At 73.0% G+C, this 25,835-nt stretch carries 25 protein-coding genes; 2 read left to right on the top strand and 23 right to left on the bottom strand.

The features are described 5' to 3' along the window. Nucleotides 1–111: 111 nt before the first annotated feature. From lepB to ffh, 7 genes are all read right to left on the bottom strand, one after another. On the bottom strand, nt 112–1,143 hold the full coding sequence (gene lepB / locus DFJ69_RS22645) for a signal peptidase I (RefSeq protein WP_116024454.1): 1,032 nt from the start codon (nt 1,141–1,143) through the stop codon (nt 112–114). Nucleotides 1,144–1,309: 166 nt separating this feature from the next. Then, nucleotides 1,310–1,660 carry a 50S ribosomal protein L19 gene (gene rplS / locus DFJ69_RS22640; protein ID WP_116024453.1) on the bottom strand — a complete coding sequence of 117 codons (351 nt, stop codon included), beginning with the start codon at nt 1,658–1,660 and terminating at the stop codon, nt 1,310–1,312. A gap of 131 nt (nt 1,661–1,791) precedes the next feature. Continuing rightward, the gene (gene trmD, locus DFJ69_RS22635) at nt 1,792–2,583 is read right to left on the bottom strand and encodes a tRNA (guanosine(37)-N1)-methyltransferase TrmD (protein ID WP_116024452.1); all 792 of its coding nucleotides are present in this window, start codon (nt 2,581–2,583) and stop codon (nt 1,792–1,794) included. 4 nt (nt 2,584–2,587) lie between these two features. After that, nucleotides 2,588–3,112 (bottom strand): ribosome maturation factor RimM, encoded by a 525-nt coding sequence (gene rimM, locus DFJ69_RS22630; RefSeq protein WP_116024451.1) that lies wholly within the window; start codon nt 3,110–3,112, stop codon nt 2,588–2,590. A gap of 52 nt (nt 3,113–3,164) precedes the next feature. Continuing rightward, nucleotides 3,165–3,407, bottom strand: a complete 243-nt coding sequence (locus DFJ69_RS22625) for an RNA-binding protein (protein WP_116024450.1) — start codon at nt 3,405–3,407, stop codon at nt 3,165–3,167. Nucleotides 3,408–3,409: 2 nt separating this feature from the next. Then, nucleotides 3,410–3,925 (bottom strand): 30S ribosomal protein S16, encoded by a 516-nt coding sequence (gene rpsP, locus DFJ69_RS22620; RefSeq protein WP_116024449.1) that lies wholly within the window; start codon nt 3,923–3,925, stop codon nt 3,410–3,412. A 198-nt stretch (nt 3,926–4,123) separates the two neighbouring features. Continuing rightward, the gene (gene ffh / locus DFJ69_RS22615; RefSeq protein ID WP_116024448.1) at nt 4,124–5,677 is read right to left on the bottom strand and encodes a signal recognition particle protein; all 1,554 of its coding nucleotides are present in this window, start codon (nt 5,675–5,677) and stop codon (nt 4,124–4,126) included. A 171-nt stretch (nt 5,678–5,848) separates the two neighbouring features. Here ffh and speB point away from each other — a divergent pair, with 171 nt between their 5' ends. Beyond that, entirely contained in the window at nt 5,849–6,862 is a 1,014-nt protein-coding gene (gene speB, locus DFJ69_RS22610; protein WP_116026822.1) for an agmatinase, read from the top strand. Nucleotide 6,863: 1 nt separating this feature from the next. On the opposite strand, the gene DFJ69_RS22605 is transcribed toward speB, so the two are convergent. From DFJ69_RS22605 to rpmB, 16 genes are all read right to left on the bottom strand, one after another. Then, nucleotides 6,864–7,181, bottom strand: coding sequence for a hypothetical protein (locus tag DFJ69_RS22605; RefSeq protein WP_116024447.1), 318 nt, complete (start codon nt 7,179–7,181; stop codon nt 6,864–6,866). A gap of 35 nt (nt 7,182–7,216) precedes the next feature. Beyond that, a complete protein-coding gene (locus DFJ69_RS22600) occupies nt 7,217–9,511 on the bottom strand; it encodes a [protein-PII] uridylyltransferase (protein ID WP_245974525.1) in 2,295 nt (764 codons plus the stop codon). A 110-nt stretch (nt 9,512–9,621) separates the two neighbouring features. Continuing rightward, nucleotides 9,622–9,960: a P-II family nitrogen regulator gene (locus tag DFJ69_RS22595; protein ID WP_116024446.1), complete on the bottom strand. Its 339-nt coding sequence runs from the start codon at nt 9,958–9,960 to the stop codon at nt 9,622–9,624. A gap of 3 nt (nt 9,961–9,963) precedes the next feature. Next, nucleotides 9,964–11,304, bottom strand: a complete 1,341-nt coding sequence (locus tag DFJ69_RS22590; protein ID WP_211328706.1) for an ammonium transporter — start codon at nt 11,302–11,304, stop codon at nt 9,964–9,966. 266 nt (nt 11,305–11,570) lie between these two features. Next, nucleotides 11,571–12,743 carry a signal recognition particle-docking protein FtsY gene (gene ftsY, locus DFJ69_RS22585; protein WP_116024445.1) on the bottom strand — a complete coding sequence of 391 codons (1,173 nt, stop codon included), beginning with the start codon at nt 12,741–12,743 and terminating at the stop codon, nt 11,571–11,573. Nucleotides 12,744–12,794: 51 nt separating this feature from the next. Then, the gene (gene smc, locus DFJ69_RS22580; protein ID WP_211328705.1) at nt 12,795–16,457 is read right to left on the bottom strand and encodes a chromosome segregation protein SMC; all 3,663 of its coding nucleotides are present in this window, start codon (nt 16,455–16,457) and stop codon (nt 12,795–12,797) included. Between the two features lie 296 nt (nt 16,458–16,753). Next, nucleotides 16,754–16,951, bottom strand: coding sequence for a hypothetical protein (locus DFJ69_RS22575; RefSeq protein WP_116024443.1), 198 nt, complete (start codon nt 16,949–16,951; stop codon nt 16,754–16,756). Nucleotides 16,952–17,129: 178 nt separating this feature from the next. Then, entirely contained in the window at nt 17,130–17,414 is a 285-nt protein-coding gene (locus DFJ69_RS22570; RefSeq protein ID WP_116024442.1) for an acylphosphatase, read from the bottom strand. A gap of 32 nt (nt 17,415–17,446) precedes the next feature. Beyond that, nucleotides 17,447–18,343, bottom strand: a complete 897-nt coding sequence (mutM, locus tag DFJ69_RS22565) for a bifunctional DNA-formamidopyrimidine glycosylase/DNA-(apurinic or apyrimidinic site) lyase (RefSeq protein WP_116024441.1) — start codon at nt 18,341–18,343, stop codon at nt 17,447–17,449. A 1-nt stretch (nt 18,344) separates the two neighbouring features. Then, on the bottom strand, nt 18,345–19,109 hold the full coding sequence (gene rnc, locus DFJ69_RS22560) for a ribonuclease III (RefSeq protein WP_116024440.1): 765 nt from the start codon (nt 19,107–19,109) through the stop codon (nt 18,345–18,347). Nucleotides 19,110–19,448: 339 nt separating this feature from the next. Continuing rightward, nucleotides 19,449–19,628, bottom strand: coding sequence for a 50S ribosomal protein L32 (gene rpmF, locus DFJ69_RS22555; RefSeq protein WP_116024439.1), 180 nt, complete (start codon nt 19,626–19,628; stop codon nt 19,449–19,451). Nucleotide 19,629: 1 nt separating this feature from the next. Beyond that, a complete protein-coding gene (locus DFJ69_RS22550) occupies nt 19,630–20,214 on the bottom strand; it encodes a YceD family protein (protein WP_116024438.1) in 585 nt (194 codons plus the stop codon). 75 nt (nt 20,215–20,289) lie between these two features. Further along, complete coding sequence (gene coaD / locus DFJ69_RS22545) at nt 20,290–20,769, bottom strand: pantetheine-phosphate adenylyltransferase (RefSeq protein ID WP_116024437.1); 480 nt, start codon at nt 20,767–20,769, stop codon at nt 20,290–20,292. A gap of 130 nt (nt 20,770–20,899) precedes the next feature. Further along, a complete protein-coding gene (gene rsmD, locus DFJ69_RS22540) occupies nt 20,900–21,472 on the bottom strand; it encodes a 16S rRNA (guanine(966)-N(2))-methyltransferase RsmD (protein WP_116024436.1) in 573 nt (190 codons plus the stop codon). Beyond that, complete coding sequence (recG, locus tag DFJ69_RS22535) at nt 21,469–23,667, bottom strand: ATP-dependent DNA helicase RecG (protein WP_116024435.1); 2,199 nt, start codon at nt 23,665–23,667, stop codon at nt 21,469–21,471. Before recG ends, rsmD begins: the two co-directional genes overlap by 4 nt. A gap of 126 nt (nt 23,668–23,793) precedes the next feature. Continuing rightward, nucleotides 23,794–23,988 (bottom strand): 50S ribosomal protein L28, encoded by a 195-nt coding sequence (gene rpmB / locus DFJ69_RS22530; RefSeq protein WP_116026819.1) that lies wholly within the window; start codon nt 23,986–23,988, stop codon nt 23,794–23,796. A gap of 192 nt (nt 23,989–24,180) precedes the next feature. On the opposite strand from rpmB, the gene DFJ69_RS22525 reads away from it, so the two are divergent. Beyond that, nucleotides 24,181–25,779, top strand: a complete 1,599-nt coding sequence (locus tag DFJ69_RS22525) for a DAK2 domain-containing protein (protein ID WP_116024434.1) — start codon at nt 24,181–24,183, stop codon at nt 25,777–25,779. Nucleotides 25,780–25,835: the final 56 nt, after the last annotated feature.

Raw genomic sequence — 25,835 nt, 5'->3', positions numbered from 1 at the left:
CATTCCCAGCCCCGGGTCCGCCCGTCTCGCACCGGCGGGAACGGGGAGCGGGAAGGTGGGGTTGCCGCGTCGTCGGGTTGCGGGTGGGCGCCTCGGGCCGTCGGGGACGGGTCAGGGGTGGTGGGTGCGGAGGCGGCGGCGTAGCCAGGTGATGGGGAGGGCGCCGATGAGGCCGAGTGCCAGGGGGGTGGCCGGGAGGAGGGCGGCGGCGGCGCTGAGGGCGGGTTGTTCGAAGGTCTTGGGGATGGGGAGGGTGTCGACGCGGTCGACGGGCCAGACGACGACGAAGGCGCGGCCGATCACGCGGTTCTCGGGGATGGCGCCGCCGCCGGGGTCGCCGCGGTGCTGGCGGGAGTCGTAGGAGACCTCGCGGTGGTCGCCCATCACCCAGAGGTTGCCCGGTTGGACGGTGACGTCGAAGGGCTCGTTCGAGGGCTTGTTCCGCTCGCCGGTCACGGGGTCGGTGAAGAGGTAGGAGCGCTCGTCGAGGGGGACGCCGTTGACGGTCATGCGGCCCTGGGAGTCGCAGCACTTGACGCGGTCGCCGGGGACGCCGATGACACGCTTGATGTAGTCCTTCTCGCCGGGGACGACGCCGAAGGCGCCGCCGACCATGTTGAAGAACTTGGAGACCGGGTTGGTGGGCTCCTGGATCTGGACCTCGGGGTCCCAGGAGTCCAGGCCGTTGAAGACGACGATGTCACCGCGCCGGACGTCGCGGGTGCGGTAAACGATCTTGTTGACGAGGACCCGGTCGCCGATCTGAAGGGTGTTCTCCATCGAGGCCGACGGGATGTAGAACGCCTGGACGGCGAACGCCTTGATGACCAGGGCCAGCACGAGGGCGACGCCGATGAGGACGGGCAGTTCCTTCCAGAAGGAGGTCTGCTTCTTCTTCCCCTTCTCGGTGCCGTCGGAGTCGGAGGGATCCGAGGGGTCCGAGGGGTCCGTCGCGTCGGCGGAGGGGGCCGGCGATTCGCGCTCGTGCCCGGCGTCGCCGGAGGACGGGTCCGGGTCGGGGCCCGCGGCGGCCCCGTCGTCGGGATCGGCGGCGTTCTCGCCGGGGGTCACGGCTTGCTTCTCGTCGGGCACCGCGCCCTCGGCCTCGGAACGCACGTCTCTCCGATCGTCCTCGTGAGTCATCAGGGCGAGCCTATAGCGGCGGGGTCGCTGCGACCCCGAGCGCCACCGTGTCGTCCGGCGGTGAGCCGGTGATCCGCCCGCTCCGACCGGAAAGTGAACGCCCCGGTCACCGCGAAGGGTTCCCGGGGCGCAGCACGGCCTTCGGCGCGGGATTCGAGCCGAGGGCTCAGAAGTCGCGCTTCTCCTTGATGCGGGCGGCCTTGCCCCGCAGGTTGCGCAGGTAGTAGAGCTTGGCGCGGCGGACGTCACCGCGGGTGACGACCTCGATCTTCTCGATCGACGGGCTGTTGAGCGGGAAGGTCCGCTCCACGCCGACGCCATAGCTGATCTTGCGAACCGTGAACGTCTCCCGGGCGCCGCCGCCCTGCCGCCGGATGGCCACGCCCTGGAAGACCTGGATCCGGCTCCGGTTGCCCTCGGTGACGCGGACGTGCACCTTCAGCGTGTCGCCCGGACGGAAGTCCGGAACGTCGGCACGCATCGCGGCCTTCTCGATCTCCTGGATCAGGGTGTGCATGACAGCGGTTCCTCGTGGTCGGAAGCGGACATCGAGAGGCCCCGGATGGGGATGGGGCGTCGCGCCGCGCAAGTGGATCTTGCTTCAACGGGAAAGTCGTGAGGCCGTCCGGGCGAAGGACGGCCGACGCTCTAGTCTGCCACAGGTTCGCCGTCCACCGGCAATCCGGCCTCTTCGAGCACCCGACGGTCCCGGTCGTCCAGTTGGGCGGGGTCGAACGCGGCGGCCAGGTCGGGCCGGTTGGCGACCGTACGGCGCAGCGCCTGGTCGCGTCGCCAGCGGGCGATCGCCCCGTGGTCGCCCGACAGCAGGATCTCCGGAACGGCCCGGTCGCGCCAGACCGGCGGCTTGGTGTAGACGGGGCCCTCGAGCAGCGTCTCCATGGCCCCGGGGGCGAACGAGTCGTCGACCACCGAGTCCGCGTTGCCGAGCACGCCGGGCACCAGCCGGCCGACCGCCTCGACGATCACCAGCACGGCGGACTCGCCGCCGGCCAGCACGTAGTCGCCGATGCCGACCTCGTCGACCCGCATCCGCGTTCGGGCCTCCTCGACGACCCGCGCGTCGATGCCCTCGTACCGTCCGCAGGCGAAGATCAGCCACGGCTCGGCGGCGAGCTCCGCCGCCATCGCCTGGGTGAACGGCCGACCGCTCGGCGTCGGCACGATCAACCGCGGGACGACGTCGGGAGAGGCCGGGGGGGCGAGGGTGTCGAGGGCCTCACCCCAGGGGTCGGGTTTCATGACCATGCCGGGGCCGCCGCCGTACGGGGTGTCGTCGACGGTGCGGTGGCGGTCGTGGGTCCACTCGCGGAGGTCGTGGACGTGGACGTCGATCAGCCCCCGGCGGCGGGCCTTGCCGAGAAGGGAGATCTCCAGGGGGGCGAAGTAGCCGGGGAAGATCGAGATGATGTCGAGCCGCATGGGGTCAGGACTCGTCCAGCAGACCCGGGGGCGGATCGATGACGATCCGGTGGCCGGCGAGGTCCACCTCGGGGACGATCGCGGCGACGAAGGGGACGAGGGCCTCGCCGCCGCCGTCGCGGGTGACGACCAGAATGTCCTGTCCGAAGTGCCGGACCTCGGTGACGGTGCCGACCCTGGCGCCAGCGGTGGTCTGCACCGCCAGGCCGACGAGCTCCTGGTCGTGGAACTCGTCGGGGTCGTCCAGGGACGGCAGGTCGGTGGCGTCGACGACCAGCCAGGTGCCGCGCAGTTCCTCCGCGGCGGACCGGTCGTCGACGCCGGCGAAGCGCAGGAGCAGACGTCCCGAATGCCAGTGGGCATGCTCGACCGTCAGGGGGCCGGCCTGCCCGGGATCGGTGGCGAGCACGGCCCCCGGCGCGAACCGGGAGCCGGGGTCGTCGGTCCGGACGTCCACCGTGACCTCGCCGCGGATGCCGTGCGGGCGGCCGATCCGGCCGATCACGAGCCGATCGATCTCATCGTTCATGATCGTTCAGCCGTGCGCCGCGCGGGACGCCGGACGGGTCACGGTGGTCATGTCAGCGGACCTCGTTGACGTCGAGCAGGTCCACCCGCACGTATCGGCCGCCGGACAGGCCGCCGACCACGGTGCGCAGGGCCTTGGCGGTACGCCCGCTGCGGCCGATGACCTTGCCGAGGTCCTCGGGGTGCACGCGCACCTCCAGGACCCGGCCGCCCTTGATCCGACGGGGCCGCACCTGGACGTCGTCCGGGTGCTCGACGATCCCGCGGACCAGGTGCTCGAGCGCTTCTTCGAGCACGGTCAGCCCTCGCTCTTGGCTTCGGTGGCCTCACCCGACTCGGCTGCCTCGGCCTTCGGCTCGGCCTTCGGCTCCGGCTTCGCCTCGGCCTTCGGCTCCGACTTCGGCTCCGACTTCGCCTTGGGCTCGGCCTTCTTCTTGGACTTGGCGGTGGGGCCGGCGCCGGCGTCGTCCTTGACGACCTCCTGCATGGCGGCGGCGTAGGCGGCCTTGCGGTCGGCCTTGGGCTCGGCCACCTTGAGCGTGCCCTCGGCACCGGGCTCGCCCTTGAACTTCTGCCAGTCGCCGGTGACCTTGAGGATCTGCAGCACCGGCTCGGTGGGCTGGGCGCCGACACCCAGCCAGTACTGCGCCCGCTCGGAGTCGACCTCGATCAGCGAGGGCTCCTCCTTGGGGTGGTACTTGCCGATCTCCTCGATGGCCCGACCGTCACGCTTGGTGCGGGCATCGGCGACGACGATCCGGTACTGCGGGTTCCGGATCTTCCCCAGACGCTTGAGCTTGATCTTGACTGCCACGGGTGTGGTGTACTCCAGATTCCAGATGGCTGAGCGGACCCGCTTCAGGTGGGGACACCGTCGCCGGCCGCTCGAGGGACTCCGGGTCGGCTGGACGAGAGAGGGCGCCTGCCGATACCGGGTTTCCAGCCTGCCATTCTGCCAGACGACGCGACCGAAAGCGCAATCGATCAGCCGCGAGCCGTCACCTCGGGAGATCTACTTCTTCTTACGGCCCTGGAGTTTGCCGAGGTCGGGCATCTGGAAGCCCGGCGGAAGCTGGGACGGGAGCCCTCCGCCGAGGGCCGGGGGCAACTGGGGGACGGTGTCCTGGGCGGGGGGGCCGTCCGGCGAGCCCTTGCCGCCGGCGGCGCGCTTGCGGGGGTCGCCGCTGCGCTGCTTGCCCTTCTTGGGCTTGGCCTTGGCCTTGGCGGCCTTGCGACGGCCCCCGGGCATGCCGGGCAGGCCCATGCCGCCGGCCATCTGGCGCATCATCTTCTGGGCCTCGAAGAAGCGGGTGACCAGGCTGCCGACCTCGCCGACCGTGGTGCCGGAGCCGGTGGCGATGCGGGCGCGGCGGGAGCCGTTGATGGCCTTGGGGTTGGCGCGCTCGAACGGGGTCATGGAGCGGATGATCGCGGTGACCCGGTCGAGGTCCTTGTCGTCGATCTGGCTGACCTGGTCGCGGACCTGGCCCATGCCGGGCAGCATGCCGAGCAGGTTGCCGATCGGACCGAGCTTGCGGATCATCTGCATCTGCTCGAGGAAGTCCTCGAGGGTGAAGTCCTCGCCCGACGCGAACTTGGTCGTCATCTTGGCGGCCTGGTCGGCGTCGAACGCCTTCTCGGCGTCCTCGATCAGGGTGAGGATGTCGCCCATGTCGAGGATCCGGCCCGCCATCCGGTCGGGATGGAAGACGCTGAAGTCCTCGAGCTTCTCGCCGGTGGAGGCGAACATGATCGGGCGGCCGGTGACGTGCCGCACCGACAGGGCGGCGCCGCCGCGGGCGTCGCCGTCGAGCTTGGTGAGGACGACGCCGTCGAAGCCCACGCCGTCCATGAACGCCTGGGCGGTGTTGACCGCGTCCTGGCCGACCATGGCGTCGACCACGAACAGGGTCTCGTCCGGGGAGACCGCGTCGCGGATGTCGGCCGCCTGCCGCATCATCTCGGCGTCGATGCCGAGGCGGCCGGCGGTGTCGATGATGACCACGTCGTGCTGGGCGCGTCGGGCCTGGTCGATGGAGCGGCGGGCGACGTCCACGGGGTCGCCGACGCCGCTGCCGGGCTCGGGGGCGAACACCGGCACGCCGGCGCGCTCCCCCACGACCTCGAGCTGCTGCACCGCGTTGGGGCGCTGGAGGTCGGCGGCGACCAGCATGGGCGCGTGGCCCTCGGACCTGAGCCAGCGGGCGAGCTTGCCGGCCAGGGTGGTCTTGCCCGCGCCCTGGAGGCCGGCCAGCATGATCACGGTGGGCGCCGTCTTGGCGAACCGGATCCGGCGGGTCTCGCCGCCGAGGATCGCGATGAGCTCCTCGTTGACGATCTTGACGACCTGCTGGGCGGGGTTCAGCGCCTGGGAGACCTCGGCACCGGTGGCGCGCTCCTTGACCTGCGCGATGAAGTCCTTGACGACGGGCAGCGCCACGTCCGCCTCCAGCAGCGCGACCCGGATCTCGCGCGCGGTGGCGTTGATGTCCGCTTCCGACAGCCTGCCCTTGCTGCGCAGCGAGGAGAAGACCGACGTCAGCCGGTCGGAGAGCGTCTCGAACACGTGTCTGGACCCGTCCTAGTTGCGACCCTCGCCCGCCGAGGAGGCGGGCGCCACCATCCATTCTGCTCAGGGTATCGATGATTCGGCGGTCACCGTCCTGTACGCAAAGCGGACGCGGGCCTTACATCCCGGAGGTCGACCCCTGAGGGCCCCCGACGTAGCGTCGTGATCATGACACGGCTCGGCCCCATGTTCGGCCCCGACATCACGTTCCTCGGCGTGGACCGCTGCGACCTGTCGGATCCGGAGTCGTTCGCGGACGCCGACGTCGTCATCGTGGGCGCGCCGTTCGACGGCGGCACCTCGGCGCGGTCCGGCGCCCGTTTCGGCCCCAAGGCGCTGCGCGAGACCTGCTATCTGGCCCACGACGGGTCGCGGCCGAGCCTCGCGCTGCGCGTGGACGGCCTCAAGGACCTGCGCGTGTACGACGCGGGCGACGTGCTCTGTTACTCCGGGGACATCGAGACGAGCATCGCCAACATCGAGGAGGCGGTGCACACGGTCGCCTCGTCCGGCGCGATCCCGCTGGTCTTGGGCGGGGACCACACGCTGGCGCTGCCCGACGCCCGGGGCGTGGCCCGCCACCACGGGTTCGGCCGGGTGTCGATGCTGCACTTCGACGCGCACGCCGACACCGGCGACATCGAGTTCGGGCACCTGTACGGGCACGGGCAGCCGATGCGGCGATTGATCGAGTCGGGCGCGATCCGGGGCGACCGGTTCCTGCAGATCGGGCTGCGGGGCTACTGGCCCGAGCCGGAGACGCTGAGCTGGATGGCAGAGCGACGGATGCGGTCGTACGAGATGACGGAGATCGTCGCCCGGGGGCTGGAGACCTGCCTGTCCGAGGCGTTCACGATCGCGGTGGACGACTGCGACGGCGTCCACCTGTCGGTCGACATCGACGTGTGCGACCCGGGCCACGCGCCGGGCACCGGCACCCCGGAGCCCGGCGGTCTGTCCGCCCGGCAACTGCTGGACTCGGTTCGGCGGATCTGTTACGAGCTGCCCGTGGTCGGCATGGAGGTCGTGGAGGTCGCTCCCCCGTACGACCACGCCGACATCACCGCCTACCTCGGCAACCGCGTCGTCCTCGAGGCGTTGTCGGGCATGGCCCGCCGCCGCCATGACGCCGAGCACGGCACCACCTGGGATCCCGCCCGTCCCCTGCTCGACGGCCGCTGACTCAGCCGTTCGGCCGCCTGCGGGAACGGGCGAGGAGGAGGGTGACCGTGAAGAGGAGGCCGCCCAGCCAGGTCGCGTGAACGCCCACCAAGGGGGCGGGGAGCCCGTCGGTGGGCGACGTGCCGCTGCGCAGGGCGGCCGGCTGGAGAGGAGCCGCGGAGGTGGCCGGCGCGATCGACGGGGCGGGCGCGGCGATCTGCGGGAGGGCGATGGGCGCCCGGGGGTCGAGGGACCCGGGTCGCGACGCCGAACCGTTCGTTCCATGAGCCCTCAGGACACCGCGGTGGACGGCCGCACGCCTCCTGCGGCGAACGCTCACCGGGAGGCCGCACCGCGGAGCGCTCGCCGTGGCCGTCAGCCCAGCGCCGCGAGGATCCTCTCCCGTAGCGAGGACAGCTCGGTCGCGGACTCCACCGGGCGGCCCTTTCCGTCCACCACGTAGAACACGTCGACCGCCTCCGCACCCAGGGTGTCGACCTGCGCCGTGCCCACCTGGAGACCGCAGGCGCCGATCGCCCGCCCGATACGCCACAGCAGCCCCGGCCTGTCGTGGGCGCGGACCTCCACCACCGTGGCGGTGCTGGAGGCGTCGTCGACGATCGTCACCCGAGGCGGCGGCACCGGGATCCCCGGGCGGACGCGCATCGACCGCGCGCGGCGTTCCAGCCGTTCCGCCACGTCCAGGCGGTCGGCGAGCATCCGGCGCAGGTCGGCCTCCAGCGCCGCCGGGTCGGGCGGTGTGCCGTACTCGGGAACGGCGGTGAAGTCGAGCACGGCCGTGCCCGCCTCGGCCGCCGAGTACACCCGGGCCGTCCGCACCACGAGGCGGTGCAGGGCCAGCACTCCGGCCGCGCGCCAGAGCAGGCCGGGCCGGTCGTGGACGGCGATGGTGATCCTCGAACCGGTCACCCGCACGGCCGCACCGTCATGGCGGGCGAGGGCGAGCCGTTCGGGGGCCGGTGCGGGTGCGGCCAGGCGAGGGGTGCCCCCGGCCAGGAGGGTGTCGGTCCGGCGCACCAGCTCCCTGATCAACCCCGCCTTCCAGGAGCCCCAGGCGGCCGGCCCGGTGGCCTGCGCGTCCGCGACGGCCAGGGCGGCGAGGATCTCCAGCACCTCCCGGCCCCGCCCGGGCACGGCGGAGACCCCGTCGGCGACCGTCTGCACGGTCACCGGATCGTCGAGGTCCCGTCGGGTGGCCGTGTCGGGCAGCAGCAGGTGTTTGCGGACCACCAGTTCGAGCACGTCGGCGTCGGCCTCGGCGAACCCCGTGCGCAGGGCGTTCTCGCGGGCGAGCACGGCCCCGGTGGTCGAGTGGTCGCCGGACAGGCCCTTGCCGATGTCGTGCAGCAGCGCGCCGACGAGCAGCAGGTCGGGGCGGGCGACGTCGCGGGTCAGGGCGGCGGCCCCGGCGGCGGTCTCCACCAGGTGCCGGTCCACGGTGAAGCGGTGGACGGGATTGTGCTGCGGCCGGTTGCGGACCCGTTCCCAATCGGGCAGCAGCCGAACGATCAGCCCGGCCTGGTCGAGGGCCTCCCACACGGCGATCGCCGGGGACCCGGCGCCCAGCAGCGAGACGAGGGCGTCGCGGGCCTCGGCGGGCCACGGCACCGGCATCGGCGGGACCTCGGCGAGCTGCTCCACGGTCGCGGGGGCGAGCGGCAGGCCCGCCTGGGCGGCGGCGGACGCAACCCGCAACGGCAGCACCGGGTCGCTGAGGTCGGCGCTCCGGGCGAGCACGACCTCGCCGTCGTGCTCCACGGCGCCGTCGCCCACGGGACGGCGCTCGACCGGACCCCGGGATCCGGTGACCCGGACCGGACGTCGCCCCTCGGCGCAGAACCGGTCGACGTGTCGCCACAGGTGGTCGGCGGCGTAGGTGACGGCGCGGCCGGCCTCGACGATCGTCCGGAGCATGGCGGTGCCGTCGGGCAGGGCCAGGGCCGTCGCGACGGCCTCGTGCTCCTGCAGGACGAGGCGGTCGGCGGCACGGCCGGTGGTCTCGTGCAGCGCGTGCCGGATGTCGAGGAGGACGTCGTGGGCCTCGCGGACGCGCGGGCCGGGACCGGGCGCCATCCAGGTGGCCGCGGCCGCCTGCATCACGTGGACGTCGCGGAGCCCTCCCCTGGCGTCCTTGAGGTCCGGCTCGAGGAGGAAGGCCACCTCGCCCTTGTCGGCCCAGCGCCGTCGGGTCATCGTCGCCAGCTCGCCCAGCCTGCGGCGCGCGTCGGACCGCCAGTCGCGCAGCACCGCCGTGCGCAGTTCGTCGGCGAGGCCGCGATCTCCGGCGACCCATCGGGCGGCGACGAGGCCCAAGGCGGCCTTCAGGTCGGTGGCGGCCACCTGTCGGGCCTCCTCGACGGTCCGCACCGAATGGTCGAGGCGGAGGCCGTCGTCCCAGATCGGATACCAGAGGCGGTCGGCGATCCCCGCGATGTCGTCATGACCCCGGTGGACCAGGACCAGATCGAGGTCTCCCCCGGGGGTCAGCTCGCGGCGGCCGTGGCTGCCCACGGCGACCAGCGCGACCCCGTCGTCGGCCCCGGAGTCCGCCAGCAACGCGGCCAGCCGCCGGTCCAGTTCGGCCGCCCGCCTCGACCGCGCCTCGGCCAACGCCGCCCGCGCCTCGGCGAACCCGTCCGTCTCGTTCACTATCCGCTCCCTGCCGCAGACGGAAGGGCGCCCCGGACCGCGACCGCGGTCCGGGGCGCCCCGACCAGTCTCAACGCCCCGAGTGTTTCGACTCCCCCGATCGCCGGGCCCTAGAGGGCCTCGGGACCGGTCTCTCCGGTGCGGACCCGGATGACGGTCTCGACCGGGACGGCCCAGACCTTGCCGTCGCCGATCTTGCCGGTCTGCGCGGCCTTGACGATCACGTCGATGATGTCGTCGGCGTCGGCGTCGTCCACCAGCACCTCGACCCGCAGCTTGGGCACCAGGTCGACCTTGTACTCCGCGCCCCGGTAGACCTCGGTGTGGCCCTTCTGGCGGCCGTAGCCGCTGGCCTCGCTGACGGTCAGGCCCTTGACCCCGAAGGTCTCCAGGGCGGCCTTGACCTCGTCCAGCTTGAACGGCTTGATGACCGCGGTGATCAGCTTCATGGGCTATGCCTCGACCTTCGTGGGGGCGCCGTCGGCGGCGGGCGACGGAGCGAGCGTACCGCCGACACCCGCGCCGGCGTGGATGCTGCCGAAGTCGTAGGCGGTCTCGGCGTGGGCGGTGCTGTCGATGCCGGCGACCTCGTCCTCCTCGCTGATCCGGAAGCCCATGGTCATGTCGATGAGCTTGCCGATGATCAGGGTGACGATGAACGAGTAGGCCAGCGTGGCGAGCACGCTCACCGCCTGCTTGCCGAGCAGCGAGACGCCGCCGCCGGCCAGCAGACCGTCCGCGCCGGCCTCGTTGACGGCCGTGGTGGCCAGGATGCCGATCAGCAGGGCGCCGACGATGCCGCCGACCATGTGGACGCCGACGACGTCCAGGGAGTCGTCGAAGCCGAGCTTGTACTTCAGGCTGACCGCGTAGGCGCAGACGGCGCCGACCACGAGGCCCAGCGCGATGGCGCCGAGCGGGGTGACGAACGCGCAGGCGGGGGTGATGCCGACCAGACCGGCGACCGCGCCGGAGGCGATGCCCAGCGTCGTGGAGCTGCCGTCGCGGATCTTCTCGACCACGATCCAGGCGAAGGCCGCGCCGCAGGTGGCCAGCAGCGTGTTGATGAAGGCGACCGCGGCGGTGCCGTTGGCGCCCAGCGCCGAGCCGGCGTTGAAGCCGAACCAGCCGAACCACAGCAGGGCCGCGCCCAGCAGCACGAACGGCAGGTTGTGCGGCCGCATCGGGTCACGCGGCCAGCCCTTGCGCTTGCCCAGCACCAGGGCCAGCGCCAGCGCCGCGGCGCCCGCGTTGATGTGGACCACGGTGCCGCCGGCGAAGTCGAGCGCCCCGATCCCCGCGCCGATCCAGCCGCCCTCGCCGTCCTCCGGCCCGAAGAACCAGACCCAGTGGGCGATCGGGATGTAGACGATGGTCACCCAGATCAGGGTGAAGACCACCCAGGCGCCGAACTTGGCGCGGTCGGCGATGGCCCCGCTGATCAGGGCGACGGTGATGATGGCGAAGGTGGCCTGGAAGGCGACGAAGACGAGGGACGGGATGCCGGTCCCGTCGTCGAGGGTGGCCGCGTTCTCCAGCCCGACCAGGCCCCAGTCGTCGAAGCCGCCGATGAAGTCGTTCAGCCCGCCGCCGTCGGTGAAGGCGAGGGAGTAGCCGTACACGGCCCACACCATGCCGACCACGGCGATGCTGACGAAGCTCATCATCATCATGTTGAGCACGCTCTTGGCCCGGCTCATGCCGCCGTAGAAGAAGGCGACTCCGGGGGTCATGAGCAGGACGAGTGCTGTACTCACCAGCAACCAGGCGGTATTGCCGCTATCGATCTTCATCTCGGAGAGAGCCCCTCCTCGGCACGGAACGTTGACTGCGTAGAGGTTCCGGCTCGGGGGTTTCACCCGAACGGCTCAGGTGTTTCAAGGGTGTGAAACCCAGCCGCCCTGTGTTTCGGAAGTGTTTCCGAACCCTCACCGGTGGCGCGTTCCAACCGATCCGGGTTCCCGTCCGACATGTGGAGTTGCCAACGTTTCGTCATGCCGGAAAAGGGAAATGCGCCCCACGATCGGCATCGTGGGGCGCACGGGACGTCAGGGGCGGCTCAGTCCCCCAGGATGGCGTCCACGAAGGCCTCGGCCTCGAACGGGGCCAGATCGTCCGGCCCCTCCCCCAGGCCGACCAGCTTCACCGGCACGCCCAGCTCCCGCTGCACCTGGATCACGATGCCGCCCTTGGCGGTGCCGTCCAGCTTGGTGAGCACGATGCCGGTCACGTTGACGACCTCGGCGAACACCCGGGCCTGCTGCATGCCGTTCTGCCCGGTGGTGGCGTCCAGCACCAGCAGCACCTCGTCCACCGCGGCCTGCTTCTCCACCACCCGCTTGACCTTGCCGAGCTCGTCCATCAGCCCGGTCTTGGTGTGCAGCCGGCCGGCGGTGTCCACGATCACCGTGTCCACCTTGCCGTCCACACCCTGCTTGACCGCGTCGAACGCGACGCTGGCCGGGTCGGCGCCCTCGTCCTTGCGGACCACCTGCGCCCCGACGCGGCTCCCCCAGGTCTCCAACTGGTCGGCGGCGGCGGCGCGGAACGTGTCGGCGGCGCCCAGCACGACGCTGCGGCCGTCGCCCACCAGGACCCGGGCCAGCTTGCCGCAGGTGGTGGTCTTGCCGGTGCCGTTGACCCCGACGACCAGCACCACCGCGGGCCGGGTGCCGTGCGGGGCCGTCCGAAGCACCCGGTCGGCGGCCTCGTCGAAGCCGGCGGTGACCTGCTTGACCAGCTCCTCCTTCAGCAGGGCGCGCACCTCGGCGGGGGTGCGCGCGCCCAGCACCTGGACGCGCGTCCGCAGCGCCTCGGTGATCTCCCGGGACACCGTCACGCCGATGTCGGCGCCGATCAGGGTGTCCTCGATCTCGTCCCAGGCGTCGTCGTCGAGGGTGTCCCGCGACAGCAGCCCCAGCAGCGTCTTGCCGAGCGCGTTCTGCGAGCGCGCCAGCCTGGCCCGCAGCCGGACCAGGCGTCCCGCCGACGGCGGCGGGACCTCGATCTCGGGCTTGGGCGGCGCCTTCTCCTCGACCGGGGGCGCCCGTTCGAGCGTGGGCGCCGTCCGTTCCTCCTCCAGGACGGAGGTGGCGCCCCCCGGGGTCGCCCGCTGCTCCGGGGGCGGCGGAACGGGCGGACGGGCGGCACGGCGACCGGGCCTCAGCAGGAGCACGCCGCCGACCACGACGGCGAGCACGGCCAGCGCGATGATGAGGATCACAGGTTCCATAGCGCCCACCAGTGTTCCAGAAGCCCCGCCATGTCTCCGCCAAGAGGGCGGTCAGACGGGCTCCCGCTCGCGCTCCCGCATCCGCTGGCTGATCACCTGGGTGACGCCGTCGCCGCGCATGCTGACGCCGTACAGCGCGTCGGCGCCCTCCATGGTGCGCTTCTGGTGGGTGATGATGATCAACTGGGAGGACTCCCGGAGCTCCTCCAGGATGCCCAGCAGCCGTTGGGTGTTGGTGTCGTCCAACGCCGCCTCCACCTCGTCGAGCACGTAGAACGGCGAGGGGCGGGCCTTGAACACCGCGACCAGGATGGCGATCGCGACCAGGGAGCGCTCGCCGCCGGACAGCAGCGACAGCCGCTTGACCTTCTTGCCCGGCGGACGCGCCTCGACCTCGACACCCGTCGCGAGCATGTCGTCGGGCTGGGTGAGGATCAGCCGCCCGTCGCCGCCCGGGAACAGCCGGGTGAAGATCCGCTCGAACTCCCGGGCCGTGTCGGCGAACGCCGCCGCGAACACCTGCTGGACCCGGTCGTCGACCTCCTTGACGATGTCGAGCAGGTCCCGCCGGGTCTTCTTGAGGTCCTCCAACTGCGACGTCAGGAACGCGTGCCGCTCCTCCAGGGCGGCGAACTCCTCCAGCGCCAGCGGGTTGACCTTGCCGAGCTGGCTCATCTTCCGCTCGGCGGCCTTGGCCCGCTTCTCCACGACGGCCCGGTCGAACGGCTCCGGGCCGGCGTCCTCGGCGGCGTCGGGGCCGGGCGGCACGGGCTGGTCGGGGCCGTACTCGGCGACCAGGGTCGCGACCTCCAGACCCATCTCCTCCATCGCCCGCTCCTCCAACTGCTCCAGCCGGAGCCGCTGCTCGGCGCGGGCGACCTCGTTGCCGTGGACGACGTTGACCAGCTTCTCCAGTCGGGAGGACAGCTCGCGGACCTGGCCGCGCACGACCTTCAGCTCGGCCTCGCGGTCGGCCTTGGCCCGCTCGGCGGCCTCCCGCCCGGCCACGGCGGCGACCAGCGACACCTCGATCCGCTCCAGGGACGTCTCGGATCCGAGCAGCACCGCCCGTGCGGTCGCGGCCTGCCGCCTCCGGCGGGCGCGGCGGGCGGTGGCCCTGGCGCGTTCCTCGCGCTCGCGACGGGCGCCGTGCTCCAGGGCGTCGGCCCGCCCGGCGATGGCCTGCACGCGCTCCTCGGCGGTACGGACCGTCAGCCGCGCCTCCATCTCGGCCGCCCGCGCCTGTCGGACCCGTTCGGCGAGGTGCTCCCGGGTCTCGGTGTCGTCGCCGAGGTCGTCGGCGACCTCGGCCGCCGCCTCCGCCTCGGCGTGCCGGGCCTCCAGCTCCGCCAGGGCCCGCAGGTCGTGCTCACGGGCGTCGGTGGCGGCGTCCAGGGCCTTGGTCAGCCGCTCCACCTCGCCCCGGGCGGCCCGCACCCCGGCCTCCAGCCGGGCGGCCTGCTTGGCCTCCTGGGCGGCCCTCGCCTCGAACTCGCGCATCCTGCCGCGTGCCCGGTCGAGCACCGACTGGGCCTGGTTGACACCGTTCTGGGCCTGGTGGACGGCGGTCTGGGCGCCCTCGAGGGCGGCTTGCGCCTGCTGTTCGGCCTCGGCGGCGGCCTCCAGCGCGGACGCCGCCTCCTCCGCGCGGGAACGGCTGACCCCGAGGGCCTCGACGGCCTCGTCGAGGGTGGCGCGCATCTGGAGCAGCCCCAGGGCGCCGCCCTCACCGCCGCCCTGGGCCCAGTGGGCCCCCAGCAGGTCGCCGGCGCGGGTCACGGCCCGCAGCGTCGGCTCGCGTCGTACCAGGTCGGCGGCGGCGTCGAGATCCTCCACCACGGCCACGCCGCGCAGCAGGTGCCGCAGCGCGGGACGCACGGAGTCGGGGGCGGAGATCACGTCGGCGGCGAACCGGACCCCGGGGAAGGCGGGCAGTCCCACGGCGGGTCCGTCGCCGACGACCATTCCGGCGCGTCCCGCGTCGCGTTCGCGGAGCATGGCCAGGGCGTCGCGGGCGGTGTCCAGCGAGCCGACGGCGACGGCCTGCGCGGCGTCGCCCAGCGCGGCGGCGATCGCCGTCTCGTAGCCGGGCTCCACGGTCAGCAGGGACGCGACGGTGCCCAGCACGCCGTCCAGGCCGGACGACAGCAGCGCCTCGCCCCCGTCGGCGGCGCTGCCGAGGGTCAACTCCAGCGCCTCGATCCGGGCCCCGAGGGCGGTGGCCTCCTGCTGCGCGGCCCGGTCGGCGGCGCGGGCCGCGGCGACGGCCTCGCGGGCGGCCCTGAGCGCCCGGCGGGGACCGTCCTCGGCGGCCCGGGCGTTCTCGACCGTCTCCTTGGCCGCGGCCAGGGCCTCCTGCGCCGTCGCGTGCTCGGCGAGCAGCTCCGGATCCTCGGCGACCTCGGCGTCGTACGCCTCGAACTCGGCCCGGGCGGCCTCGGCGCGCTCCTCGGCCTCGGCGCGGGCCTCGGCGAGGCGGCCGATCTCCGACTCCCCCGCCTGGGCCTTGCTGCGCAGCGCCTCGACCCGGCCGCGCAGCCGGGCCAGGCCCTCGCGGCGGTCGGCGGCGGCCCGCGCGGCGGCCTGGAGGCGGCGTTCCTCCTCGCGGAGGGCGTCCTCGGCCTCGGCGCGGGTCTCGACGGTGACGGACAGGCCCTCCTGGGCCTCCTCCAGGGCGGCGCGCAGCAGGTCCTCCTGCTCGCGGATCGCCGCGGCCTCGCGCTCCATGTCGTCGGGGTCGCGGCCGCGCCGTTCCTCGCCCTCGTCCTCGGAGGCGTTGCGGTGCCGTTCGGCGGCCAGGTCGGCCACGCCGCGCAGCCGCTCCTTCAGGGACGAGAGCCGGAACCAGGTGTCCTGCGCCCGGGCCAGCAGCGGCGCGGCGGCCTGCTCCTCGGCCTCCAGGACGGCCTCCCGCTCCTGGGCGGCGGCCAGGGACCGCTCGACCTCGGCCCGGCGGCGTCGCACGGCGGCCTCGTCGGCGGCCTCCTGCTCCAGCCGGGTGCGCAGGGTGACCAGATCGTCGGCGAGCAGGCGCGCCCTCGCGTCGCGCAGCTCGGCCTGGATCACCGCCGCCTTGCGGGCGATCTCGGCCTGCCGGCCCAGCGGCTTGAGCTGCCGGCGCAGCTCGCCGGTGAGGTCCTGGACGCGGGTCAGGTTGGCCTGCATCGCGTCCAGCTTGCGCAGCGCCTTCTCCTTGCGCTTGCGGTGCTTGAGGACCCCGGCGGCCTCCTCGATCACCGCGCGCCGCCCGTCGGGGCCGGAGTTGAGCGCCTGGTCCAGCATGCCCTGGCCGATGATCACGTGCATCTCGCGGCCGATGCCGGAGTCCGACAGCAGCTCCTGCACGTCCAGCAGCCGGCAGGCGTCGCCGTTGATGGCGTACTCGCTCTGCCCCGACCGGAACATCAGCCGGCTGATGGTGACCTCGGAGTAGTCGATCGGCAGCGCGCCGTCGGAGTTGTCGATGGTCAGCACCACCTCGGCGCGCCCCAGCGGGGGGCGGCTCGCGGTGCCGGCGAAGATGACGTCCTCCATCTTGCCGCCGCGCAGCGACTTGGCGCCCTGCTCGCCCATCACCCAGGCGAGGGCGTCGACCACGTTGGACTTGCCAGACCCGTTGGGCCCCACCACGCAGGTGATGCCGGGCTCGAAGCGCAGGGTCGTCGAGGACGCGAAGGACTTGAAGCCGCGCAGCGTCAGATTCTTGAGATACACGCGCGGACTCTCCCTGCCCTCCTCGGGGGACCGCGACGCGCCGCGGATGCCCCGGCCCGCCGCCCGACCAGTGCGAACGATACCGCCCGGGTCGCCGCGCGCAGGTGATTCACGCGACGCCGGGCGGTTCCCCATGTGCCGGGTACGCCCGGATGAACGCCGGTCGTCCCGAGAATGGCCAGGTCATGAAGGGTATGCCGCTAAGGCCCCGCGCCCGCGCGCCCAAGGCGTCACGGAGCGAAAAGGGCAGAACAAAGGGACGCCGACCGTCCGACGTCCCTGGTGTGGCGGCACCGTCAGGTCAGTGCCGGTTCACGGTCCTTCACTCCGAGTGCCAGTACGTCCTCGTGAGCCTCCGCGGACAGTGCGTCGTTCTCCGTCTGAAGCCGGACGAGCTCGGCCTCCAGATCACGTACGCGCTGCTGAAGGCGCCGCATCTCCGCGACCATCCGGGGGTCGGGACCGCCGACGTGGCCGAGTAGAGCCTTCGCCATGACTAAAGGTCCTCCGCGCTGAGTAACCAGCAGGAATCGCGCCCGAAAGAACATCTCATTACGGTGCGCGTATCATCTAGAGTCGCACCGGCCGGGGTGTCGGTCAAGACGGACATCACGGGCCGGTAACAACCTGTCGTCCCAAGTTTAGCAGGTGCAAACCGGTTTCCCCTACCCGTCACCGTTCGACGAAACCGGCCTGCCCGCCACGCGGAGCGGACCATCGTTCCGCGACCCCGGAGACCGTTCCAGGCGTCCCCGGCCCGCGCAGCAGTTCCAGCAGTCTCTCACACGCCGCGCGGGAGCCCTCGGCCACCACCTCCACCCGGCCGTCGGCCAGGTTGGTCGCCGAGCCCACCAGGCCGAGTTCGAGCGCCCGCGCCCGCACCCACCAGCGGAAACCCACGCCCTGCACGCTTCCGCGCACCCAGGCCGTCAGCCGTACCGGATCGTTGTCCTCCACGGCACGATCGTAGGGAACGACGACGCCGCGGCTCAGAGCCGGGGGTTGCGCGGGCGGGGCTGGCAACGCGGGCAACTGTAGGAGGAACGGTTCATGAACACGTCGCGGCGGATCGGGGCGCCGCAGCGCCGGCACGGCTCGTCCCGTCTCCCGTAGGCCTCCAGGGAGCGCTCGAAGTAGCCGCTCTCCCCGTTGACGTTGACGTACAGGCTGTCGAACGAGGTGCCGCCGACGGCGAGCGCCGCCCCCATGACCGCACGGGCCCCCTCCAGCACGCGCGTCACCTCGGCGCGGGTGAGGTTCTCCGTGGCGCGGGCCCAGTGCAGCCGCGCCCGCCACAGCGCCTCGTCCGCGTAGATGTTGCCGACGCCGCTGATCAACGACTGGTCGAGCAGCGCCCGCTTGATCCCCGTGCGCCTGCGCCGCAGCGCGCGGTAGAACCCCTCGTCGTCGAACGCCTCCTCGAGCGGATCGGGCGCGATGTGCGCCACCGGCTCGGGCACCGTCGCCTCGTCCTCCGGGGCGTCCTTCGGGGCGAACGCGTCGGGGACCAGCTCGGCGACCATGACGTGGCCGAACGTCCGCTGGTCCACGAAGCGCATGTCGTGGCCCCCGTCGGTGAAGGCGACCCGGACCCGCAGATGCGTCTCCGGGTCCCGCTCGGGATCGCCCACGAGGAGCTGCCCGCTCATGCCCAGATGGGCCAGGATCGCGCCCTCGCCGTCCGCCAGGGGCAGCCACAGGTACTTGCCCCGGCGGCGGGCGGAGGCGATCGTACGGGCGTTCAGGCGGCCCGTGAAGTCCTCGGCGCCGCCGACGTGACGGCGGACCGCCCTCGGGTGCAGCACCTCGGCGGAGGCGATGGTGCGGCCGCTCACCCACCGGTCCAGCCCCCGGCGGACGACCTCCACCTCGGGAAGCTCGGGCATGTCAGCCCCCGTGCTCCTGCACCGGCTGCGCGTCCTCGGGCCTCGCCTCGCGCTCGGTGGCCGCATCGCGGATCGCGTGCCAGGTGGCCTCGGCGGCGTGCTGCTCGGCCTCCTTCTTGCTGCGGCCCTCGCCCGACCCGTAGGTCTCGCCGCCGACCCGCACGGTGGCCCGGAACGTCTTCTGGTGGTCGGGCCCGCTCTCGGCCACGTGGTACTCGGGGACGCCCAGGTCCTCCATGGCGGTGAGCTCCTGCAGCGAGGTCTTCCAGTCCAGGCCCGCGCCGAGGCTCGCCGAACGGTCGATCAGCCCATCGAACAGCCGGTGCACGAGCCGGGCCGCCTCGTCCAGCCCGCGGTCGAGGTAGACGGCGCCGATCAGGGCCTCCAGCGTGTCGGCCAGGATCGAGGACTTGTCCCGGCCGCCGGTGCCCTCCTCGCCCCGGCCCAACCGGATGTGCGCGCCCGCGCCCAGCGACCGGGCCACGCCGGCCAGCGCCCGCATGTTGACCACCGCCGCGCGCAGCTTGGCCAGTTGCCCCTCGGGCAGGTCCGGGTGGCTGCGGAACAGCGTGTCGGTGACGACCAGACCCAGCACCGAGTCGCCCAGGAACTCCAGGCGCTCGTTGGTGGGCAGGCCGCCGTTCTCGTAGGCGTACGAACGGTGCGTGAGCGCGCGTTCCAGCAGCGCGGCGTCGATCGTGACGCCCAGGGCTCGCTCCAGTTCGGCGCGGTCGGGTGCGGGGCCCGGTGCCGCCTTTGCAGTCACGGAGTCCTCCTCGCGGACGATCGCAGACGATCGGATGCCCGCCGTGCATGTGACGGAACGGCCGCGAACACCGTCGGCGCCGACGGCGCACCGTTCCGCGAGGGGAGGTTCCGCGAAGACGAGGTGCGCGCCGGAGAACGTTCCCCGGCGTACACCACGGCCTCGGGCGCCACCCTGTCGGGCCGGCTCGGCTCGGTCGCCTCACCGTCGCCCTCGCCCGGCGGTCGCTACGGTCGAGTGGTACGGGTGCGGAGATCCCCGGCGTGATCCTCGTGGAACGCCGGGAAGCCGTGCACGGGGGCGGTCGCGTCGGGCGACCGACCCCCGGACGTCACCGCGTCAGCCCTGCTGGGGCAGGACCTGACGGCGGTTGTAGGTGCCGCAGCTCTCGCAGGCCACGTGCTGGAGCTTCGGCTCGCGGCACTGCGGGCAGGCGACCAGGTTCGGCGCGGTGGCCTTCCACTGCGAACGCCGGTGCCGCGTGTTGCTGCGCGACTTCTTCCGCTTGGGGACGGCCACTTCAGCCCTCCTGCTTTCCGTCTCGTAGGTCGGTCAGGCCCTGCAACGCCGCCCACCTCGGGTCGACGACGTCGTGGTGATGGTCCGGTCCGGCATCAGCCAGCCGCACCCCACAGTCGGGGCACAGGCCGGGACAGTCGTCCCGGCACAGTGGGGACAGCGGCAGCGCGAGCACCACCGTGTCCCTCAGCACCGGCTCGAGGTCGATCAGATCGTCCTCGACCCGGCGCTCGTCCTCACCGGCCTCCACGCCGGAGCGGGTGTCGGTGTAGACGTACAACTCCTGGAACTCCGCGTCGAAGGAGTCCTCGAGCGGGTCCAGACAGCGCGCGCACTCCCCGGTGAGGGGCATCCGCGCCGTGCCCGTGACGAGCACGCCCTCCAGGACGGACTCCAGCCGAAGATCCAGCTCGATGTCCGCGCCCTCGGGGACACCGACCATCTCCGTGCCGAGATCCGCCGGGGCCGGCACGGTGCTGGTCAGCTCGCGCATCGATCCCGGGCGCCGGTTCAGGGCTCGTAGATCGAGCACGAGCGGGGCACGCGGATCGATGCGGGTCAGGGCTTTCCTGCTTTCGTGGGACATGGTGGATCACGGTCGTCGGTTGGTGGCCGATGCGCCGACTGACAAGGTTATCCGACCGGGGGGACGGGACGCGACTCAGCTCTCCCGCAGGCGCTCCACCAACCGGCGGTGGATCACCTCGGGGACCAGCCCGGAGATGTCGCCGCCGTACTTGACGACCTCCTTCATCAGGCTGGACGACAGGAAGGCGTACAGGGGGTTGGTGGCCATGAACAGGGTCTCCACCCCGGACATCCGGTGGTTCATCTGAGCGATCTGCAGCTCGTAGTCGAAGTCGCTGACCGCGCGCAGCCCCCGCACGATCACCGGGATGCGGTGCTCCTTGCAGTAGTCCACGGTCAGCCCGTGGAACTTGTCGACCTTGACGTTGCCGTACTCCCTGGTGACCTCGCGCATCATGTCCACGCGCTCGTCCACCGTGAACAGGCTGGACTTGGAGACGTTGATCAGCACAGCGACGACCACCTCGTCGTACAGACCGGCGGCCCGGCTGATGATGTCGAGGTGCCCGTTGGTGACAGGGTCGAACGACCCCGGACAGACGACACGGCGCACGAGCAGTTCCCTTCCCTCGGCCGGACCTCGTCCACCCGTTCCCCCGAGGGACGATCCGCGGCGCGACGGTACCAAACCCGCCCTCCGCGGCCCGCGCCCGGCATACCCGTTGTGCCCGGTGAGGGGCCCGTCAGGGCTTTCCGCCCGTCGCGCGGCCGTACCAGAAGACCGCCTCGCCATAGCGGCGGTCGCGCTCGGGGGCGTATCCGTCGGGCCAGCGCAGGGCGGGGCCGCGGGCCGCGCGCTCCACGGCGACCAGGGCGTCCGGCGCGGCCCATCCGTGGTCGCGCAGCGCCTCCAGCAGGCCGGTCACGGCGTCGTCCGCCAGCGCGTACGGCGGGTCGAGGAAGATCAGGTCGTACGGTGCGGCGGGGGGGCGCCGGACGAGGCGTTCGGCCCGGTCGGCGACCAGCTCGGCCCCGGGGAGCCCCAGGGTCGCGATGTTCTGCCTGATCACCTTGGCCGCGCGGGGATGCGACTCGACGAGGAGGGCGTGCGCGGCGCCCCGGGACAGGGCCTCGAGTCCCACCGCCCCCGACCCGGCGAACAGGTCGGCGGCGCGGAGCCCGTCGAGCGGGCCCAGCAGCGCGCCCACCGTGGAGAACAGGCCCTCGCGGGCCCGGTCGCTGGTGGGGCGGGTGTCCCGGCCGGTGGGCACCGCCAGGCGACGCCCGCCGGCCGACCCCGCGATGACCCTCGTCACGTCTTCTCCAGGTAGCCGGCGCGTTCCTCGTCGAGCAGGGCGGCCAGCTCGGCGGCCAGGCCGGGGCTGCCCTCCAGCTCGGGGTCGGCGTCCACCAGGACGGTGGCCTCCTCCCGGGCGGCGCGGATGAGATCCTCGTCCTTGAGCAGGGTGAGCAGCCGGAGGCTCGAGGCCCGGCCCGCCTGGGTGGCCCCCAGCACATCGCCCTCCCGGCGTTGTTGGAGGTCCAGTCGGGACAGCGCGAACCCGTCGGTCGTGGCGGCCACCGCGTCGAGCCGTTCGCGTGCCCTGCTCTCGGCCTCGGCGTCGGTGACCAACAGGCACAGGCCGGGCAGCGAGCCCCGGCCGACCCGGCCGCGGAGCTGGTGGAGCTGGGACACCCCGAACCGCTCGGCGTCCATGATCACCATCACGGTCGCCTCCGGCACGTCCACCCCGACCTCGATCACCGTGGTGGCCAACAGCACGTCCAGCTCACCGCCGGCGAACCGACGCATCACCGCCTCCTTCTCGTCGGGGTGGAGCCTGCCGTGCAGGACGCCGATGCGCAGGCCCCGGAGCAGCTCGTCCTCCAGCAGCGGCAGCAGGTCGAGGACGGCCAGCGGCGCGCGCCGCGCGCCCTCCTCGTCGGCCGGGGCGGGCAGGCCCTCCTCGTCGCCCTCCTGCGCGCCGATGCGGGGGCACACGATGTACGTGCGCCGCCCCTGGGCGGCCTCCTCGCGGATGCGCTCCCAGGTGCGCGCCAGGAAGGCGGGGCGCTCCGGCGGGACCACGTGGGTCCGGATCTCGGCGCGTCCGGCGGGGAGCTGCGACAGCGTGGAGGTCTCCAGATCGCCGAACACCGTCATCGCCACCGTGCGGGGGATCGGCGTGGCGGTCATCACCAGCACGTGCGGCCGGCCGCCGTTGACCTTCTCCCGGAGCGCGTCCCGCTGCTCGACCCCGAACCGGTGCTGCTCGTCGACCACGACCAGCCCGAGATCGGCGAACTGCACGTGCTCCTCGAGCAGGGCGTGCGTCCCCACCACGATCCCCGCCGCCCCGGAGGCCGCCTCCAGCAGCGACTCCCGCCGCGCCTTGGCCCCCTGCGACCCGGTGAGGAGGACGACCCGGGTCGCGTGCTCGGCCCCCCCGATCTGCCCCGCCTGGGCCAGCGGCCCCAGCATCCCGGTGATCGACCGGTGGTGCTGCTGGGCGAGCACCTCGGTGGGCGCCAGCAGCACCGCCTGCCCTCCCCCGTCGACCACCTGCAGCATCGCCCGCAAGGCGATGATCGTCTTGCCCGCGCCGACGTCTCCTTGGAGGAGGCGGTGCATGGGGTGTTGGAGGGAGAGGTCCTCGGCGATCTCCGCGCCGACGTCGAGCTGGCCCTGGGTGAGCGTGAACGGCAGGGCGGCGTCGAAGGCGTCGAGGAGGCCGCCCTCGATGCGGGGGCGGGCGGTGGCGGGCAGGGCGCCGGCCGCCAGGCGGCGCTGGGCGAGGGCGATCTGGAGGATGAAGGCCTCGTCCCACTTGAGGCGGCGGCGGGCGCGGTCGAGTTCGGCCCAGTCGCGGGGGCGGTGGATGCCACGGAGGGCGTCCGCGAGGTCGATGAAGCCGTGGCGCTTGAGGGTGAGCTCCGGCATGGGGTCGGGGCCGAGGTCGAGCGCGTCGAGGACGAGGGCGACGCAGTCCTCGATCTTCCAGGACTCCAGGCCCTTGGTGGCCGGGTAGATGGGGATGATCTCCTCGGCGAACTCCTTGGCCTCCACGCCCGCGGCCGCGCCCTTGACGGGCCGGAACTCGGGATGGGTGAGCTGGCGCTGCACCCGGCCGCCGCGGGGCCGGTAGCTGGTGACCTTGCCGGAGAACAGGCCCCGGGTGCCGGGCGACAGCTCCTTCTCGGCGCGGTAGGAGCCCTTGCGGCCGAAGAAGGTGAGCTTGAGGTCGCCGCGTCCGTCGGTGACGGTGACCTCCAGCAGGTAGCCGGGGGCCTTGGAGATGCTGCGGCCCTGGACCTTGGTGACCTCGGCCATGACGGTCACGTGCTCGCCGTCCTGCAGGCCGGCCAGATCGGTCAGGTCGCCGCGCTGGGCGTACCGGCGGGGGTAGTGGCGCAGCAGGTCGCCGGCCGTGCGCAGGTCGAGGCCGGCCGCCAGCACCTTGGCCGTCTTGTCGCCCAGCAGGTTGCGCAACGGCTCGTCGAGTTTCGCCACGCTCTACTTTCTATCGCGCGCCACCGACGGACGCGCGGGCGGCGGACGTTCCGGCGAGGCCGCCGAACGCGAACGGGCCCACCGGCGAAGGGCCGGTGGGCCGGATCGATGCCCTGCGGAGGGACCTCAGACGGTCGGCCGGGTGACCTTGCCCGCCTTGATGCAGGAGGTGCAGGCGTTGATGCGCTTGGTCGCCCCGTTGACCACGGCGCGCACGCGCTGGATGTTGGGGTTCCAGCGGCGCGGGGTGCGGCGGTGCGAGTGGGAGACGCTCATGCCGAATCCGGGTCCCTTGCCGCAGACGTCGCAAACGGAAGCCACGGGAAACTCCAAGTGGGTGTCGATGCTCTGTGGGCGCCCGGATCGGGCGCTCGCCGATGACGCCCCTGTGGGGCGTGCTCAGCCAGGGTAGCCGACCCGCGCTGGGGTGCGCGAATCAGTCCGCGAGAGAAGGGCACACCACGCCGTGCGGCCTGCGGGAGGGACACTACCCTCGGGCGACGGGAGGGTGGCGTGGGCGAAGGTGGCCGTGACGTCCTGGACGCGGCGGCGGTACGGCGGTGGTGCGGGCTCGCCGCGGAGGCGCTGGGCCGCACCCGCGTGGAGATCGACGCGCTGAACGTCTTCCCCGTTCCGGACGGCGACACCGGCACCAATCTGCACCTGACCGTGCTGGCGGCGGCCGAGCCGGTGCGGGAGCTTCCGCCGGACGCCGACACCGGGCGGATCTGGCGGACGTTGGCGCAGGGCGCGCTGCTGGGGGCGCGGGGCAACTCGGGGGTCATCCTCAGTCAGGTGCTGCGCGGACTGGCGGAGATCCTCGGCCCGGTCGAGGCGTCCGGGGACGTGCTGCGGGAGGCGCTCGGCCACGCCTCGGCGCTGGCCCGCGCGGCGGTCGAGCACCCGGTCGAGGGGACGATCCTCAGCGTGCTGGACGCGGCGTCGGCGGCGGCCGGCGCCTCGGGGCCGGGCTCCGACGGGTTCGCGCTGCCCGAGGTCGCGCGGGCCGCGGCCGAGGGGGCGCGCCGCGCGCTGCGGGCGACCACCGGGCAGTTGGACGTGCTGGCCCGCAACGGGGTGGTGGACGCCGGCGCGGCCGGGCTGTGCGTGGTGCTCGACACGCTCGCCGCGGTGATCACCGAGGAGTTCCCCGAGCGGTACGAGGTGCCCGCGCCGGAGGGCCCGCCGAGGGTGCCGGAGGAGGCCCCGGCGACCGCTCCCGGCTACGAGGTGATGTACCTGCTCGACGCGCCGGACGGGGCCGTGCCGACGCTGCGGGAGACCCTGGACGGGCTCGGGGACTCGCTGGTGGTGGTCGGCGGCGACGGGTTGTGGAACGTCCACGTGCACACCGGGGACGCGGGCGCGGCGATCGAGGCGGGTCTGACGGCGGGCCGGCCGTACCGGATCCGGGTGACGTACCTGCACGCGGCCGGGGGCCCGCAGGCGCCGTGCACGGGGCGGGGCGTGGTGGCGGTGACGGCGGCGGACGGGCTGGCCGCGCTGTTCGAGGGCGCCGGGGCCCGTGTGGTGCGGCGGGAACCGGGCCGGGTGCCGCCGATCGCCGTCCTGGTCGAGGCGATGCTGGCGGCGGGCGACGAGGTGGCGGTGCTGCCGAACGAGCCCGAGGTGCTGGCCCCGGCCGAGGCGGCGGCCGAACGGGCCCGGGACAGCGGCGTGCGGATCGCGGTGGTGCCGACCCGGGCGTCGGTGCAGGGGTTGGCGGCGCTGGCGGTGCACGATCCGCTGCGTCGGTTCGACGAGGACGTGATCGCGATGACGCGCGCGGCGGGCGCCACCCGGTTCGGTCATCTGCAGATCGCCGAGGGCGAGGGCTTCACCAGTGTCGGCATCTGCCGGGAGGGTGACGTGCTGGGGCTGATCGAGGGCGACGTCGCGGTGATCGGGGCCGACGTGGCCGAGGTCGCCCGTCTGGTGCTGGACCGGATGCTGCCGGGCGGCGGCGAGTTGGTCACGCTGATCCCCGGCGCCGGGGCCCCGGAGGGGCTCGCCGGGCTGTTGGAGCGGCACCTGCGAGCGACGCGGCCCGATGTCGAGCCGGTCAGCTACGAGGGCGGCCAGCGCCACCCGCTGCTCATCGGGATCGAGTGACGCGGCGCCGGGCGTCCGGGGTGTCCGGAGAGATGGCGATGCCCCGGCCGGGCAAG

Origin of the sequence: Thermomonospora umbrina (assembly GCF_003386555.1) — a bacterium.
Classification (GTDB): domain Bacteria; phylum Actinomycetota; class Actinomycetes; order Streptosporangiales; family Streptosporangiaceae; genus Thermomonospora; species Thermomonospora umbrina.
The sequence above is the reverse complement of the archived record's forward strand: the minus strand, read 5'-3'. Positions and strand labels throughout refer to the sequence as shown.

What these genes read in the sequence shown, in the direction of transcription:
- DFJ69_RS22590 (WP_211328706.1), bottom strand. Translation starts at nt 11,304, where the DNA reads ATGAAGATCGATAGCGGCAATACCGCCTGGTTGCTGGTGAGTACAGCA.
- DFJ69_RS22595 (WP_116024446.1), bottom strand. Translation starts at nt 9,960, where the DNA reads ATGAAGCTGATCACCGCGGTCATCAAGCCGTTCAAGCTGGACGAGGTC.
- trmD (WP_116024452.1), bottom strand. Translation starts at nt 2,583, where the DNA reads ATGCGGCTCGACATCATCTCGATCTTCCCCGGCTACTTCGCCCCCCTG.
- DFJ69_RS22550 (WP_116024438.1), bottom strand. Translation starts at nt 20,214, where the DNA reads ATGTCCCACGAAAGCAGGAAAGCCCTGACCCGCATCGATCCGCGTGCC.
- ftsY (WP_116024445.1), bottom strand. Translation starts at nt 12,743, where the DNA reads ATGGAACCTGTGATCCTCATCATCGCGCTGGCCGTGCTCGCCGTCGTG.
- lepB (WP_116024454.1), bottom strand. Translation starts at nt 1,143, where the DNA reads ATGACTCACGAGGACGATCGGAGAGACGTGCGTTCCGAGGCCGAGGGC.
- rplS (WP_116024453.1), bottom strand. Translation starts at nt 1,660, where the DNA reads ATGCACACCCTGATCCAGGAGATCGAGAAGGCCGCGATGCGTGCCGAC.
- speB (WP_116026822.1), top strand. Translation starts at nt 5,849, where the DNA reads ATGACACGGCTCGGCCCCATGTTCGGCCCCGACATCACGTTCCTCGGC.
- mutM (WP_116024441.1), bottom strand. Translation starts at nt 18,343, where the DNA reads ATGCCCGAGCTTCCCGAGGTGGAGGTCGTCCGCCGGGGGCTGGACCGG.
- DFJ69_RS22575 (WP_116024443.1), bottom strand. Translation starts at nt 16,951, where the DNA reads ATGGCGAAGGCTCTACTCGGCCACGTCGGCGGTCCCGACCCCCGGATG.
- rimM (WP_116024451.1), bottom strand. Translation starts at nt 3,112, where the DNA reads ATGAACGATGAGATCGATCGGCTCGTGATCGGCCGGATCGGCCGCCCG.